A 15,199-nucleotide genomic window follows, 5' to 3' on the forward strand; every position below is an offset into this window, starting at 1 on the left:
GAAGGAGGCAAGCCGGCTCGAACAATGCCTGCCTCCCGCAACGGATTATTTTTTATTCGCGTACCAGGCGTTCACTTCTTCGATGATTTTATCGCCGCCCAGCGACTTCCAATCCTTCACGAACTTGTCGAACTCGTCGATCGAGCTGCCCGTGATGATCTTCGTGATCGTCTGAATCTCCATATCCTTGAGCGTCGAGCCTTTGTCCACCATCGTCTTCGTAGGAGGGCCATAGAACTCGTTGAACAACGGCAGCTTGTTGTTCGCGTAGTGGCCGATGACCGAGTAGGAGCCTTCGGGACCGAACGTCCGATCGCGGAAATATTGGGCCGGGTCGCCTTTTTTGTACAGCTGGATGGCGTCGAAGTAGTTTTTCTCCTCCGGCGTCAGCTTCGAGACATCGTTCGTCTTAAGCGCATCCGATACGTTGATCTGCGCCTTCAGGTTCGTATTCGGCAAGCCGCCGGAAACCGGGGAATACTGGAACATCGTGTAGGCGACGCCGTCTATCGATGTGGAATGGAACTTCTGCGGCTCCTGCTTCGGCCCTACCACTTTCTCGTAGTAGTAGTTTAGCAGCTTGACGAGCGCTTCCGGATTTTTGGACTTGGCGTTCACGATGTAGAAAGAGCTAGGCGCGGCGGTGACCGCCATCGGGCGAGCCGGGTTGCCGTCGATGGACGGAATCGGATACGGCTTCCATTCGCCTTCCGGCACCGCCTTCTTGAAGTCGCGGAGCGGCCAGCCGATCGTCGAGAACGTCCCGAAGTGGATGCCGGTTTTGTTGTTCATCTCATTCTCGGCCGACTTGGCGGGATCATAAACGGCGAATTCCGGATCGATCGCGCCTGCCTTGAACAGCTCCTGCAGCTTGGCGAGCGCCTGCTTCATCTCCGGCTGGATCGAGCCGTAACCGAGTTTGCCTTCTTTGTCCTTGACCCACATCGTGTTGCCGTTGACATTGTAGCCGTAAGCGCGATACATGTTGAGGAAGCCGTCGATGCCGGAGAAGCCGGAGTAAATGTCCTTGTTCAGGTTCAAGCCGAACGTGTCCTTCTTTCCGTTGCCGTCCGGATCCTTGTTCGTAAAGGCGTCGATGATCGTGAACAGATCGTTGGCAGTCTTAGGCTCGGGCAAGTTCAGCTTCTTCAGCCAATCCACGCGCACCCACAGCATCGGCGCGTTGTCGATTCCTCCGCTCTGAGCGGGAATTGCCATCAGCTTGCCCTTGAACGTAGCGGCGTCGAGGTCCTCCTTCGGCTTCGCCTGCTTGAGCAGCGGACTCGCGTATTTGTCGAATGCCTCCGTCAGGTCCTTCAGCTTGCCGCCTTCCAACAGCAGTTGAAGCTGGCGACTGTCCACTTGGAGGAAATCCGGCAAATCGTCCGAGATGATCGAGACGTTCAGCTTCTGGTCGTACTGATTCGCCGCCACCTTCCACTTGTTCACCACTTTGATGCCGAGATCCGCCTCGAACGAATCGGTCCAGATGTTCTTGTCGAGCGACTGGCCTGCCGGGAACTTCAGTCCCTCTACCTCCTTGCGCACCGTCGAGAATTCGATCGGTGTCTCGTATTTGCCGAACGGATCGGCCTTCACCGCTTCGCTCGCCTTCGGGCTGCCGGACGATGCCGGCGTCGTCTCGGTCGATCCGGACGGCGACTCCTTGGTGCATGCCGACGTCAACGCCACGGCCAGCGACAGAGTTAGCATTACAGCCGTCTTCGACGTCTTCTTGCTCGCTTTCATAGTAGTACCTCCCTCGATTCTCTATCAGTTCCCCTTGCAAGTTTCATTATAGGAGAACCGGTTCCGGCTCACTATTGTCTCCTCTGACCTTTCGTTATCTTCAATTGACCACATCGCTCAGCCGTTCAAATCTCGGAATTCCTGAGGCGAGAGACTCGTCATTTTACGGAAAAAACGGGTGAAATAAGGGGCGGACGGGAAGCCGACCTGGAGTCCGATCTCGTGGATTTTCAGGTGGGGCTGCAAAAGCAGCTCCTTGGCCTTGTGCAATCTCGTGTCCGCAATATGCTCCGAAATCCCTTTGCCGGTCGTCTGCTTGTAAAATCGGGACAAATAGGAAGGCGCCAAATAGACGAGCTCGGCTAGCCGCGCCAGCGACAAATCGCCGGATAGATGACTCTCGATATAGTCGTGAAGCCGTTTGACGATATCGTAGATTTGCTTGTTCCTTACATTCATTTTCCGTTCGAACAGGTGCTCGCTCACGTGCTCAAGGAATCGCCTCGCATCGTCCCAGGAGCTGTGGCTGTCGAGCGAGACGAGCCGCTGCAGCGGAATTTTGTCGGTCACTTCGGCCATCATCGACCAGCGGTTTAAGTAGGAGAAGATCATCGCGACGATCGAGTAATACAGCTCCAGCGCGATACTGGATGCTGCACGGTCCGGATCGAGCTTCGTGATCTGCCGGAACATCTCGAAATAAGCGTCCCTGTCGGCTTCGTCCAAATATTTCTCCAGCAGCTGCACCCGCTTCGCCTGCGATCGCTCCGTCTCGCTGCCAGCGCCAGGCGTGCCCCCGTCCGGCAGGAAGCCATCGGTCAGGAACAGCTCCGTGCCGAGACCGATGCCTTGCAGGAACATCGAATCGAGCGCGCGGAACCTGGTGGCGAGTGACTCCCAGCCCGTCGGCGCTTCTGCCGCGATGAAGGAGCAAGGCAGCTTCAATACTTGCTTGCAGGCGGTCTGGATTTGCTCCACGGAGCCGCGAATGTAGCGAATCCAATTGCTCCAGTCGGGCACTTCAGCCTTGGCGAGCCTGTCTTCGGCGGGAGGCTGCATGAGCCAAATCGAGCGGTTGCGCTCATAAACGATATGATGCGCCTTGACGGCTCCGGCAAGGAATTCCTCGAGGATATTGTTGACCGCGTACATATAGAGCGCCTTGTCCGACGGCGACTCGGCATTATTCCACTCGTCGATCCGACCCGCCAGGCAGTAGACGGGCAAGCCAGGGTCCAGTGCAACGGCGAGCTCGCGGAATTTGGCGCTGCGCGACTTTTCCCGGCTCTCCTGGCCTTCCAGCAGGGCAAGGAAGTATTCGTTTCGCAGCACGGGGATCGCCTCGGCGATGTACGCTTTGGCCTTCACGACCGTCTCGCTGTTCGCCACTTCCTCCTCGGCCAGCTTGATCGCCTTCTCGATGGCGCTCCTTATGGCTGGGTCGCCCTCCGTCTTCAGCACGTAGTCGATCGCTCCGTTGCGGACGGAGGCCTGAATGTAGACCGGGTCGTGATAGCCGGTCAGGAAGACGACCTTGCAGCGCGGCCAGCGCGCCACGATCGCCTGCTGCAGCTCGAGGCCGGTCATCTCCGGCATCCGGATATCGGTCAGCACGATGTCGATGCGGATTCGATCGAGCCACTCCAGCGCTTCCGGTGCGGAGTAGGCTTTGTATACCTCGATTTCGGCATCCAGCTTTTCCTTGAGCATTTCGGACAGACCGTCAACTATGATGCGCTCGTCGTCTACAATCAGGATTCGGTACATGCGGGCTCCTCCTCACATGCGCATGGGATGTCCAGTTCAACTTTCAAGCCGCCATACTCCGAGACGGACAGACGAATGCCGCAGTCTTCTCCATAGAGCAGCCTCAATCGCCGGTGCACATTGGTCAAGCCGGTTCCTTCCACTTCCATATCCCGCTCGTATAAGCTGATATTCAACCGCTCCACTTCGCCATCGGTCATCCGGCTGCCGTTGTCTTCGATTGCTATGGTCAGGCGGTCGCCTCGTTTGTAGTTGTAGCTCATGACCAGAATCCCGTCCTCGCGTTTATTTTCCAGCCCATGCTTGTATGCATTCTCTACGATCGGCTGCAGGATCAGCTTGGGCACGATGAGATGCGCCGCCTCCGGCGGGAGAGGCTCTATCCGGATCGCGATTCGGTCGTCAAAGCGGATGTTCTGTATTTTAGCGTATGTCTCGGTATGTTTGACCTCCAGCTCGAGCGGCACCTCATCGGATTGATGGCGGGCGATGTATTGGAAATATTCGCCTAAGTAGCTGCTGAACCGGGCGACGTTCTCCGTATCCTCGATATTGGCCAGACGGTACAGAATAAAATAGGTGTTGTACAGAAAATGAGGGTTGATCTGCGACTGCAGCTGCTTCAGCTCCGAGCTTCGAGCGCGCAGCTTCTGCTCGTACACCTGATGGATCAGCACGTCCAATCGGTCCGCCATTTGGTTGTATTGCTCGTAAAGATAGCCGAACTCATCCCTTCGGCCGGTGTGGCGAATCGGCTCGAGCTTGCCCTGCTCCGCGCGGCGGAACGAACGGACTAGCGCCGAAAGCGGCTTGTGGAGGACGCGGTAGATCCAGTACGAGAACAGCAGAATGATCGCGACGGAAGCGATGGACAGCTGGACAATCCACCAGCGATAGGCATCCAGTTCGCCGAATACTTCCCGCTCGGCCACGTAGGTGACAAGTGTCGCCTTGAGCCCCGGCGAGTAGCGGTAGGCCGCGAGGTAAGGCGTGCTGTCGAGCACGATTTGCTTGCGTCCCGTCCTCGGCTGCTCCGTTGCCGGGGGGATGGAAGCTATTAGGGACTCGACGATCCGCTGGTCGGCGCCGTCCGATACGAGCGGTCCGCCTTCGGCTCGCAGCAGCGCGGCCCCCGATTGGGCATAGTCGGCCATCTGGCCGAGCGCTTGCTTCAGCATGCGGGTGGAGAGCTCGACCGTCAGGACGATTTCCGGCTTGTAGGTCTCGGTGCTGAGGAGCCTTTCCGGGTACGACATGCTCTCGAGCCATCGGTCGTTCCACTGGAGGGACACCTGCCCTTCCATCCCGCTGACCGATTCCACGACCGCCCTATATTCTTCCATGGGGAGCGAGCCGTAATAGCTGTTGGAGATCATTCTGTCTATGGCAGGAATGTAGGCGTTGATTTTGTCGACGTAGACGCTTGTCCCGCGGATCAGCTCCAGACTGCGCCGGATGCGCAGCGTCATCTGGCTGCGGTCGTAGACCGGCAGGATCGGGTTCTGATAGGCGATCCCTTGCAGGTCTTTGTCCAGCAGCATTTCTCTCTGCAGCCGCCGGATCCGGTCCATATCGGTCTCGAGCAAGTTCGAATAGTAGTCTACCTTGGACTCCAACGAGCGGACGAGCTGCTCCTTGACGCTGTTTTTTCCCTGATCGATAAAATGAAGACTGATCAAATTGAGCGGAATGATGAGCAATAAAAACGCCACTACCAGCTTGTGAAATATCGTAAAACTCCCGCCCCATGCGCGCCGCATCGGCACCCCTCCGCCTTGTCTCGAATCGCCTGCTGTTTGCTTTGTGTCCATTCTATATCAGAACCACCGGTCCATCTATGCTCTATTATGGATCGATTCGGGATGGCCGTCTTGGCTCGATCGGCAAGTAGGCGACAAAAGACAACGAAAGAAGAAATATGGACATTTACCCGTGCAGGAGCGATCCCGTAAGGTGAAGGGAAACAAGTTCTCATAGGAGGATTGCGGCGGCATGACGGAAACTGTACTTTCCCGCTATCGTTATTGGGAGGAGCCTCGCCTGTTGGAGGCGGAAAATTATAGACCGCTCCCGGATGCTGACGATCGTGAGGTGTGGGAGGCGGTCGACGCGGAAGCGGCGGCGATGTGGCGAGAGGCGGCAGAGGCGCTGGCTGAGTATGCTTGGCCGGCGCTGCCCGCCAGCTTATACGCGGCTTACCACCGGGAAGGCGATTTGATGGCTTATTTGCATCCGTACTGGGAACGTCGTTCGGTGCTCGGCACTTTGGTGGTTGCTGAATGTTTGGAGGGACGCGGTCGTTATATGGATGCGATTATGAACGGCCTCGTCTGCATCTGCGAAGAGACGACTTGGGTCGTCCCGCATCATAATCCGAGCGTCGGACGAGGAAGTGTGGAGTGTCTGCCGGCGAGCGTCGACCATAAGGTCGAGCTGGCCAGCGGGGAGACGGCGGCGCTGCTGGCGTTGGCCGTTTATTTGCTGCGCAGGCGGCTGCTGGAGACCGGAGGCGGGCGGCTCGTCGAGCGCGTGGCGGAGGAAGTGCGCGTGCGTGTGATCGACCCCTACATAAGCCGGGACGATTATTGGTGGATGGGGTTCACGGAAGCGAAGCAGCTGAACAACTGGAACCCGTGGTGCAACAGCAACGTGCTGCTCGCCTTGCTGCTGCTGGAGCCGGCCCCGGCCGCGCGCAGCCAGGGCGTGGAACGGATTGTCCGCAGCCTGGACGCATATGTGCGCCGCTTCCCGGCGGACGGGTGCTGCCAGGAAGGGCCGATGTATTGGGGCGGCTCGGGCGGGATGTTGGCTCGTTGTTTGGAGCTGTTGGGCGGGGGATTGACGGATGGCAGAGAATTGGCGGATGGCGCGAGGTCGGCGGATGGCGGGGGTTCGACAGTCGGCCGGGGCTCGGCGGATGGCGGGGATTTGACAGTCGGCGGGAGTTCGGCGGATGGCGGGGGCGTGACGGGAGAAGGTGCTGGGGGGCATGGCGTGTTTGACGACCCCCTCATCCGCAGCATCGGCCAGTACTTCTACAAGGTGCATGTCCACGACGGCTATTTCGTCAATTTCGCCGACGGCGATGCGGTGCTGGCGATCAGCGGCAGCGCGTACACGTATGGACGGCATATCGGGGACGAGCGGCTGGTGCGGCTCGGCGCCGCAGCTCCGTTGTGCAAGCCGGAGCTGCACAACTGGTTCTCGTTGTACCAGCATGTCCGCGACTTGCTGGACGAGAAAGTGAAGAAGCGGCTGGCCGCTTCGGCCCCCTATGTGAGGGACGCCTGGATGCCCGACAGCGGCGTGTTCGCCGTGCGGGAGCATGAGGGCCGTCCCGACGGGCTGTTCCTCGCCGCTAAGGGCGGGCATAACGGCGAGCCGCACAACCACAACGACGTGGGCAGCTTCGTCGTCTATGCGGACGGGCAGCCGGTGCTGATCGATATCGGCACGGAGCTGTATACTTCCAAGACGTTCAGCCCGCAGCGCTATGAGTTGTGGTATTTGCAGTCGGCGTATCATAACTTGCCGACGATTCGGGGTTGGATGCAGCAGGATGGCGATCGGTTCAGAGCGCAGGATGTTCGGGCGACATTGGGGGAGGCATGTGCCGAGCTGGAAATGGAACTGGCGAACGCCTACCCCGAGGAGGCGGGGATCACCTCTTGGCGGCGGACGCTGCGGCTGTCGCGTGAAGAGGCAAGTACTCGCGGGAGTGTCGGCGGATTTGTAACCATTGTCGACAAGTTTGATTTGCGCGAGCCTACGGAAGAGGTGGCCTACAGCTTAATTACTCCCTGGAAGCCCGAAGCAGGAGATGACGGATCGTTCCGTCTTGCCTATTCCGACCGACGTCACGTCCTTGTTCGGTACGAAGCCCCTTCTCTTCGGTTTCGCTGTGAAGAAATGGTGTTGGCGGACGAGCGTCTTCGGCGCAATTGGGGCGATCGGCTGTACCGGGTTTTGCTAGAGGAGACGAGTACCGTTCGAGCTGGGAGCCGATCGCTTTTGATGGCGATTGATGCCAATTCACATCCATAGCCGTTGGTGGAGCTCCCACATACTAGCAGGTTTTTTCGTTTTCCACTCGAATTCATAAGGTGATTCCAATATCCAATAACGGAAAAACGAGGGATTGCCTTGAAAAATAACGGCAGAACTACAAGAAGCAGTAAAATAACGCGGCTTGCAATCGGATTTCTCCTTTTATGGACCGCACTTGCAGGCCAGCCCTACTTCAACGTACACAAGGCGGTTGCCGCAGCTGAAGCTCAGCCTGTTTTCACCGATCTCGAGAATGCTTACGCCAAACAAGAAATAATGGCCCTCGTACAGTCCGGCGTGCTGTCCGGGTACGACGATGGAACTTTCGCGCCGAACCGCTCCTTGAGCCGTGCTGAATTAGCTAAAGTTTTGGCCAAGATCATGCATCTGGAGGAAGACCTCCACGCAGCGGCTAAGTTCCGGGATGTCCCTGTCGACAGTTGGTATGCCGGCTATGTTGGAGCGCTTGTTCGAAGCGATGTGACGAACGGCACCACCGAAATCTCCTTCAGCCCTCATGCCACAGTCAGCCGCGAAGAGTTGATCGTATTCTTCTTACGCGCTTGGAAAATGGACCAATTGGCTTCTTCCTCATCAGCACCTCTAGCCTATAACGATTCCGCTGCGATTTCACCCTGGGCCGAAGCTTCCATTCGTGTAGCGGCTCAGATCGGAATTATTCAGGAAAAAGACAACGGTTTGGCCAAGTCGAGTCTCGCGCCTACCGCACCGGCGGAACGGCAGTTTCTTGCTCGGTTAGCTTATGAATTCAGCGTACACTATGAGCTTTATAGGGAGAAAGCGAAATCTCTAATTCAACGAGCTCCTAATTTGAATCCTGTACTAAAGCCAATCGAACCGCTTGTTTTATCCACGGGCGGGGCATCCAAGACGTACCGCGGAGAAGACTTGGCGAGCGACCCGGAATCTACCCCTCTACATATTTCATCCGCTACTTTGGATCTTCCTAAACACGCCAGAATCGAATTATCACCGGATGGGGTGTTAACGGTACATCCTATGGTTTCTGGGTACGCCAAAATTATGATTAAGATAGCCGATACCGATGGTGGAATTGTCGAGACTGAGATTAAACTGACTATTAAAACGGGCGATAACCTTCCTGCAGAAACAACTGTACACACCGTCGGCCGCTCCACCAGAACGCCTTCTTTCACATTGCTGGCCACAGACATTCGTACGACTCCTGACTACGAGGGCATGTATATCGAATCGGCCAAAGCAGCTACGGATGGGATTGCAGCGTTAAGCGTAGAAAATGGTGCTTTGGTGATCAAACCGCTCGCAGCAGGAACTACGGCTATTACGGTTTCCATCAGAAACAAATATGGGTTAAATACGTACAGCTTCAATCTTACCTTGGTGGAGCCCGACCCTAGTAAACAAAGACCACCAGTGCAGTCACACTAAATGTTTTGCGGACACAGCGGACCTTATTTCGCTCAAATGGGGCTTTACTCGAACGAATGCGGACACAGGAGTCCTTATTCCCTCGTTTCACCCTCCCAATCTTTCTTTTGAGCAAAATAAGGGTTTCTGTGTCCGCCAAAATGGCGAAACAGGCATTTTGATCAAAAATAACGGATCTATTGTCCGCTAAGCAAGAGCAATCGATAAGGACCGGGTTACTTGGATTTCATCCCCTGGCTCCCAGCAGAGAAATAGAGCTTTGTCACTTTCATCGCGGTCCTGCACTTGGATTGTGACTCGGTATCCTGTATCCTGCAACCGAATCGTAATGGGGGAGTCCGTGTGCAGTCTGTAGGTGAACCATCTACCGGCGTGCTGCTCCCATTCGATGCGGATGGATGTCTGAGAGCCTGGAATGACGGACGGAATCGACCCGCGGGCGCTGCTCAATCCGGCCGGCCGGAAAGCCAGCTCATACAGCTCGGGCTGATCCAGCTCTGGGACGGCAGCCAGGCCAAGGGAGAGCCGGCTGAGCAGCCAGGTGGGGGTCGCCGACCGGCCGTGGCAATGGCTCCAACGCGTGTCGAACACCTCGAGCAGCGTCGTCGCGCCTTGATCCAGCATCCACCCCCAGCACCGCCTGACCTGCTCCAGCACAAACTCCGCCTCCCCTTCCCGCCATAACGCCTGCAACGAGAAATGCTCGAAATTCGGCGTAATAAGCCTGTCGTGACTGGCGGACGGATGCGCCAGACGCGGTGCGTCTTCACAGTTGGGGAAGCAGCTCAGCATATGCTCTTTGACGAAGAGGACCGCTCGCTGCCTTGCTTCGCCTTGGAGCATGCCGAAGAGGAGGCCGATTACATTGGCGTGATACCCGGGTGGCCTTGGATCAGGCTGTACAGCTTGGCGCTGAATGCCGGTGTCTGCCAGCGGAACAGACTTCATCAGCAGCCCCTCGACATTGAAAGCTTCGACCGGCAATGCCAGCAGCCTGGGCAGTTGAAGCGGCACGCGTTCGATATTGTCCTCTCCCAGAGGACAATAGACGATTCGCGGCTGCACCCAGCCTTCCCCGTCCAGGGGGACGCTCAAGTCCGGCTCCAGCCGTTACTCCGGATGATCCGGCGCGAACCGTGCCGGTCCTTCCGCCAACTCCACGCCATCGATATAGAGCCGAAAAAAGCTGCAGCCAAACAGCTCCAATCGGAACAGACCCGACTGCTCAACGGTCAGCATGGCCTGGAACAACACAAACACATTTTCATCACGCGACGGCTTCGGATGCCACATACAAACCGTATTGGAGATCATGCCCCGCTACCTCTCAGCAATATGGTCTTGTTTTACATCGCCGCGACCGTCCCTTCCATGCTCAACATGTACAATCGCATGTACAAAATATTCATGGATTCGCTATTGTGCTGAAATCGGCGCTCGGACGGGGAGTTATTACGCAAAACGGAAAACTCCCCGCCCCCGGCCCATGGCCGGAAACGGGGAGTCCACAAAACTTAACGCGCTTCGCGGCGGCTCAATCGCCGCTCCTCAAGTGCGTGCAGGCACTCGGTGCCTGCGTCGATGCACCCCAGCGGATACGCCGCGTTGCCGTATCCGCCGTGAAAATCGGAGCCGCCGGTCGCGACGAGCCCGTACTGCTCCGCATACCAGCGCGCCTTCTGCTCCTCGGCGCGGTTGTGCGAGGGATGCAGCGCTTCGATGCCCTCCAGCCCGGCGGCGGCCCAGCCCTCGATCGCCTCATAGTTGTGCAGTTGACCAGGATGCGCCAACACCGCCACGCCGCCTGCGTCGCGGATAGCGCGGATCGCCTCGACCGCATCCACATACTTGAGCGGCACAAGCGCGCTGCCCGTCCGCTCCTGCTCGTCCGAGCGGCTGAACAGCTGCTTGTACAGCACTCCGAACAGCTCCGGGCTTTGCCCGCTGTCGACAAGCGCGTGCATGATGTGCTGCTTGTACACGCACGAACCGCCTTGCGCATAGCCCAGCACCTGCTCCCACGACAACCGGTACCCCGCCTCGACGAGCCGCTGCACCATGCGAAACGAGGCTTGATGGCGCTGCTCGACGATCGGTCCGCACAGCCGCGCCAGAGCCGGATGCCCCGGCTGGATGTAGTAACCGAGAATATGCGCCCGGCGCCCGCGCTCGTAATCGTAGGCGGAGATCTCAATGCCGGGGATGATCGTGATCCCGACCCGCTCGCCCAGCTCCATAGCTTCCTGCACGCCGAGCGTCGTGTCGTGGTCCGTAATCGCGAGATGCGAGATCCCCGCAGCCACCGCCGCCGACAGCACCTCGTTCACGGTCATCGTGTTGTCCGACGCCTTCGTATGGCAATGCAAATCGATTTTACCCGTCCCCTCCGTCATCCGAACACCGCCGCCTTTCCAACGAACGATCTCAGATCCTTGTACGTCTCCGACAAATAAACCCAATCCGACTCATACTTCTCGCGAATTTCGTGGATCATGTACACTTCCCGCTCGCTCTTCACCAGCTGCTGCGCGATTGTTTCCATCGGGACGAGCCCTTCGCCGATCGGCATGTGCATGTCGCCTCGGCCGAGAGGCAGAAGCTCGAATTGATTTTTTTCCGTCGAAAAGCTCGGTTTGCCGTAGTTATCGTGGATATGAAGATGGGTCACATGAGGCAAGATGGCCGCCATCTCCTGCTGCAGGTCCAAGCCGTACATGCCCATCGACAAATACAGATGACCCACGTCGAGCGCAATACCGACTCGCGGATGGTCGATCGCCGCCACCTGCTTCGCAAGCGCACCCGGCAGCACGGAATAGCAGTAATCCGGGCATTCGAGATAGGGCCGCATGTTCTCCATACCGATGTCCACATTCAACTGCTCCGCCCGATCGCCGGCCTGACGCAGGAAGGCTTCCTCTTCCTTCAGCAGCTGCTGCTTCTGCAGACTCGTGTGCAGCGGCCAAGTATGGGGGAACAAAAACTGCTCCTCGCCTACATACCGCCCCACATGGTACACCATAACTTCTCCGCCGAGCGCCCCGGTCGCTTCCAGCGAAGCCAGGAACAGCTTCTTCTCAAAAGCCGGATCGTCCGGGCGGAACAAGTTCAGATCGAACGGCGCATGCAAAGTATAGTGCAAATCAAAGCTTTGCAGCAGCTCGGCGTAGGCATCCAGTCGGCCGGCATCGATCTCTCCGTTCCGGATGATCTGGAGCCCGGTAATCGGGATTTCGACCGTATCGAAGCCCGCTTCGCACACCCGCGCCAATTTTTCCTTTAATCGTTCTAAACGGCTCACCGCGTCGCAGCTCATCAGACTGACGCCGATTCCTCTAAGCTTCAATGCGCTCGGCCCCTCTCACCGACAAGGCGGTCGGTTCCGTACCGGATATATAGTCCATCTGGCAGACGACTTGCCCGCGGACGATCACCTTCTCGATGACCGGGAACGAGGCCGTCTCCCGAACGATCAGCAGATCGGCTTCCTTGCCGACCTCGATCGAACCTTGGTCTCGATCGGTCCGCAGCGCCCGCGCCGGATTCAGCGACACCATGTTGACCGCCTCCACGATGCCGAGCCCTTGCTTGTGCAGCAGGAAAACGGCTCGCAGCATCGCTGGCGGATAATAGTCCGAGCACAAAATGTCCACAACGCCGGCCCGGATCGCTTCCTGAGCGGACAAATTGTTGCTGTGCGAGCGGCCGAGCATGACGTTCGGCGCGCCCATCACCACGAACAGCCCGCGCCGCTTCGCCTCGACGGCGATCTCGAGATCGATGGGGAACTCGCTGATGGTGCCGCGCCAAGCTTGCACCTGATCCAGCTTCTCCATCGTGTCATCGTCATGGGAAGCTAGCGGAATCCCTCGCTCAAAGGCGAAATCGGCCAACCGCTGCAGCTCGGCGACGCCTACCTTCGGTCGGCTGCGCCGTTCCGCGAGAATGGCGTCGACTTCCTCCTCCGTCTTCTTTTGCCGCTCCATGATGAACTTTTTCTGCACGTCGGTGTTCCGATACTGGCCTTGCCCCGGGGTATGATCCATAAACGAAATTTGATCGACTAGCCCGTTCGCAATGAATTCCTCCACATAGGGAGGAGCGGTATCATTCGTGATTTCCACCCGGACGTGAACGCGATGATGGATCATATGCTCCTGCCGGCGCAGTTCGTTCAGCCTCCGGACGGTTTCCAGCACATTGTGATTTTTGCGCGCTTCGTTGCTGGTGTTGTCTCCCCACATGCTGAGGGAATGATAGATCGTCGTGACGCCTTGGCCGACCAGCTTCCGCTCCAGTTCCCGGTAGGAAAAGTCAAGAGCGAACCGGCTCGTCGGGCGAGGCTGCATCTCATGCTCGATCGCATCGCTGTGCGTATCGAGCATGCCGGGCAGCACCCAGCAGCCGCTTGCGTCGATCGTCGTGGAGGAAATCGATCCCGCTGCATAAGGACGAATGTCCGCAATCCGGCCTTCTTCGACGACAACCGTCCCATTCTCGATCACTCCGGAAGGCGTCACTATGCGCCCGCCGCGAATCGTTGCATTCCCTTTCATCGTAAACGCCTCCTAGGGGGTGGACTGTACAAGAACCGGATTGCCGAGGGCGCTCATGTCCAGGATGCGGTCGGCCACTTTGCCCATCACATCCCAGTCGTGAAACACCCCGATCATCGTAGTCCCTTCTTGCTTCATTTCTCTCAAAATCGCGAGCACCCGCTGCTTCGTCTCGTTGTCGAGCGAAGCGGTAGGCTCGTCGAGAATCATAAGCCGCGGCCGGACCACGAAAGCCCGGGCCAAGTTCACCCGCTGCTGCTCCCCGCCGCTGAATGTGGCCGGATACGCCTGCCAAAGCGATTCCGGGATGTTCAGCCGGGCGAGCAGCTCCTTCGCCGCAAACCGGGCGTTCTCGAGCGAGAAGCCTTTCGGCAGCAGCCGCTCCGCTACGACATCGAGCGCGGAGATGCGGGGAATCACTTTCAGAAACTGCGAGACGTAGCTGATTTCATGCAGACGCAGGTGCGTGATTTGACGTTCGGTCGCTTGCGCGAGATCGATCTGCCCGTACAGCGCCGAGTCGTACCAAACCTCGCCGGCTGTCGGCAAGTAGGTACGGTACAAGCATTTCAGCACCGAAGACTTGCCGATGCCGCTCGGTCCGGCGATACCCATGAATTGGCCTTTGTCGACATGGAACGATAAATCCGTGAACGGATTGACTTTCATTTCGTGAGAGAGCGACAGCTCGAATTGTTTGCTGAGGCCGATTGCGCGTAGCATGCGATTCACCGCTTTCCGTTGGATTCTACAGCAGGGAGTGAACCAAGAGCTGGGTGTATGGATGCTGGGGATCCTCCAGAATTTGGTCTGTCAGCCCTTGCTCCACGATCAGCCCCTGGCGCAGCACCATCGTCCGGTCCGACAGCATGCGGATGACGCCCAGATCGTGCGAGACGACGATCATCGCCACTTGCAGCTCGCGTTGGATGCTGCGGATCAGGTCGAGCACCTTGGCCTGAACGGACAAGTCGAGACCGGTCGTCACCTCGTCGAGCAGCAAAAGCGGCGGATTGTTCGCCAGCGCCTTCGAAATTTGCACGCGCTGCTGCATGCCGCCGCTGAAGTTCTTCGGCGGCTCATCCATGCGCGAGAGCGGAATTTCGACCTGCTGCAGCAGCTGCGAGGCGCGCTCCCGGATACGGCCGACATGGTACTGGTCGGCGGCGAACAGCTTCTCGGCGATGTTGCCGCTGCTCGAGAAATTCATGCGCAAGCCAAGGTACGGATTCTGGTACACCATGCCCATGATGTGATTGCGGATATAGCGCTTCTGTTGGGCCGACTTCTCGAACAAATTGGCTTCCCCATTCTCGAAGTTAGCAATCGTCATTTCGCCGGAAGTCGTCGTCTCGTCGAAGTACAGGCACTTGACGAGCGTGCTCTTGCCGGAGCCGCTCTCGCCGACGACGCCGAGAATCTCGCCCGGGTGCAGCTCGAAGCTGAGGCTGCGGCAAGCCCAGATGCTGCCGCAATACTTACAGCGGCTCGCCTCCCGCTCGTCGGTGGAAGGCATGCGGCAATGGTCGCAGCCGGCGCCGAATCGTTTGCTAAGTCCTCTGACCGAGAGCAAAGGCGTCTCATGCCATATGGAGGCTGGAGCCGGAACCCCGCGCAGCAAAGGGGCAGTCTGATTTGTAATGGCCATC

Annotated in this window: 12 protein-coding genes; 2 read left to right on the forward strand and 10 right to left on the reverse strand. The window is 58.0% G+C overall.

The window, feature by feature from the left end:
* Window positions 1-45: 45 nt before the first annotated feature.
* The 3 genes from PKO02S_RS00605 to PKO02S_RS00615 all read right to left on the reverse strand — a co-directional run bounded on the left by PKO02S_RS00605 (window position 46) and on the right by PKO02S_RS00615 (window position 5,327).
* On the reverse strand, window positions 46-1,749 hold the full coding sequence (locus PKO02S_RS00605; protein WP_127578949.1) for an extracellular solute-binding protein: 1,704 nt from the start codon (window positions 1,747-1,749) through the stop codon (window positions 46-48).
* Between the two features lie 117 nt (window positions 1,750-1,866).
* Window positions 1,867-3,516, reverse strand: coding sequence for a response regulator transcription factor (locus tag PKO02S_RS00610; protein WP_127578951.1), 1,650 nt, complete (start codon window positions 3,514-3,516; stop codon window positions 1,867-1,869).
* Window positions 3,501-5,327: a sensor histidine kinase gene (locus PKO02S_RS00615; protein ID WP_127578953.1), complete on the reverse strand. Its 1,827-nt coding sequence runs from the start codon at window positions 5,325-5,327 to the stop codon at window positions 3,501-3,503. The genes PKO02S_RS00610 and PKO02S_RS00615 overlap by 16 nt, the downstream gene beginning before the upstream one ends.
* A gap of 181 nt (window positions 5,328-5,508) precedes the next feature.
* Here PKO02S_RS00615 and PKO02S_RS00620 point away from each other — a divergent pair, with 181 nt between their 5' ends.
* Together PKO02S_RS00620 and PKO02S_RS00625 are read left to right on the forward strand one after the other, a co-directional pair.
* Entirely contained in the window at window positions 5,509-7,560 is a 2,052-nt protein-coding gene (locus tag PKO02S_RS00620; protein ID WP_127578955.1) for a heparinase II/III domain-containing protein, read from the forward strand.
* Window positions 7,561-7,659: 99 nt separating this feature from the next.
* Window positions 7,660-8,994 (forward strand): S-layer homology domain-containing protein, encoded by a 1,335-nt coding sequence (locus PKO02S_RS00625; protein WP_127578956.1) that lies wholly within the window; start codon window positions 7,660-7,662, stop codon window positions 8,992-8,994.
* A 186-nt stretch (window positions 8,995-9,180) separates the two neighbouring features.
* Here the strand turns inward: PKO02S_RS00625 and PKO02S_RS00630 are convergent, their stop codons facing one another.
* The 7 genes from PKO02S_RS00630 to PKO02S_RS00660 all read right to left on the reverse strand — a co-directional run bounded on the left by PKO02S_RS00630 (window position 9,181) and on the right by PKO02S_RS00660 (window position 15,198).
* Window positions 9,181-10,089, reverse strand: coding sequence for a glycoside hydrolase family protein (locus tag PKO02S_RS00630; protein ID WP_127578958.1), 909 nt, complete (start codon window positions 10,087-10,089; stop codon window positions 9,181-9,183).
* Window positions 10,090-10,104: 15 nt separating this feature from the next.
* Window positions 10,105-10,308: a hypothetical protein gene (locus PKO02S_RS00635; RefSeq protein ID WP_127578960.1), complete on the reverse strand. Its 204-nt coding sequence runs from the start codon at window positions 10,306-10,308 to the stop codon at window positions 10,105-10,107.
* Between the two features lie 200 nt (window positions 10,309-10,508).
* Window positions 10,509-11,387 carry a PHP domain-containing protein gene (locus PKO02S_RS00640; RefSeq protein WP_127578962.1) on the reverse strand — a complete coding sequence of 293 codons (879 nt, stop codon included), beginning with the start codon at window positions 11,385-11,387 and terminating at the stop codon, window positions 10,509-10,511.
* Window positions 11,384-12,340 (reverse strand): sugar phosphate isomerase/epimerase family protein, encoded by a 957-nt coding sequence (locus tag PKO02S_RS00645; protein ID WP_127578964.1) that lies wholly within the window; start codon window positions 12,338-12,340, stop codon window positions 11,384-11,386. Before PKO02S_RS00645 ends, PKO02S_RS00640 begins: the two co-directional genes overlap by 4 nt.
* Entirely contained in the window at window positions 12,330-13,550 is a 1,221-nt protein-coding gene (locus PKO02S_RS00650) for an alpha-D-ribose 1-methylphosphonate 5-triphosphate diphosphatase (RefSeq protein WP_127578966.1), read from the reverse strand. The genes PKO02S_RS00645 and PKO02S_RS00650 overlap by 11 nt, the downstream gene beginning before the upstream one ends.
* A 12-nt stretch (window positions 13,551-13,562) precedes the next feature.
* Entirely contained in the window at window positions 13,563-14,273 is a 711-nt protein-coding gene (gene phnL, locus PKO02S_RS00655) for a phosphonate C-P lyase system protein PhnL (RefSeq protein ID WP_127578968.1), read from the reverse strand.
* Between the two features lie 25 nt (window positions 14,274-14,298).
* Window positions 14,299-15,198 (reverse strand): ATP-binding cassette domain-containing protein, encoded by a 900-nt coding sequence (locus tag PKO02S_RS00660; RefSeq protein WP_127578970.1) that lies wholly within the window; start codon window positions 15,196-15,198, stop codon window positions 14,299-14,301.
* Window position 15,199: the final 1 nt, after the last annotated feature.

This window comes from Paenibacillus koleovorans NBRC 103111 (genome assembly GCF_004000845.1).
GTDB classification, from domain to species: Bacteria; Bacillota; Bacilli; order Paenibacillales; family NBRC-103111; genus Paenibacillus_AA; species Paenibacillus_AA koleovorans.

Excerpts from the sequence above, each read along its gene's own strand:
- PKO02S_RS00605 (WP_127578949.1), bottom strand. The coding sequence starts at position 1,749 with ATGAAAGCGAGCAAGAAGACGTCGAAGACGGCTGTAATGCTAACTCTG.
- PKO02S_RS00610 (WP_127578951.1), bottom strand. The coding sequence starts at position 3,516 with ATGTACCGAATCCTGATTGTAGACGACGAGCGCATCATAGTTGACGGT.
- PKO02S_RS00615 (WP_127578953.1), bottom strand. The coding sequence starts at position 5,327 with ATGGACACAAAGCAAACAGCAGGCGATTCGAGACAAGGCGGAGGGGTG.
- PKO02S_RS00620 (WP_127578955.1), top strand. The coding sequence starts at position 5,509 with ATGACGGAAACTGTACTTTCCCGCTATCGTTATTGGGAGGAGCCTCGC.
- PKO02S_RS00635 (WP_127578960.1), bottom strand. The coding sequence starts at position 10,308 with ATGATCTCCAATACGGTTTGTATGTGGCATCCGAAGCCGTCGCGTGAT.
- PKO02S_RS00640 (WP_127578962.1), bottom strand. The coding sequence starts at position 11,387 with ATGACGGAGGGGACGGGTAAAATCGATTTGCATTGCCATACGAAGGCG.
- PKO02S_RS00650 (WP_127578966.1), bottom strand. The coding sequence starts at position 13,550 with ATGAAAGGGAATGCAACGATTCGCGGCGGGCGCATAGTGACGCCTTCC.
- phnL (WP_127578968.1), bottom strand. The coding sequence starts at position 14,273 with ATGCTACGCGCAATCGGCCTCAGCAAACAATTCGAGCTGTCGCTCTCT.
- PKO02S_RS00660 (WP_127578970.1), bottom strand. The coding sequence starts at position 15,198 with ATGGCCATTACAAATCAGACTGCCCCTTTGCTGCGCGGGGTTCCGGCT.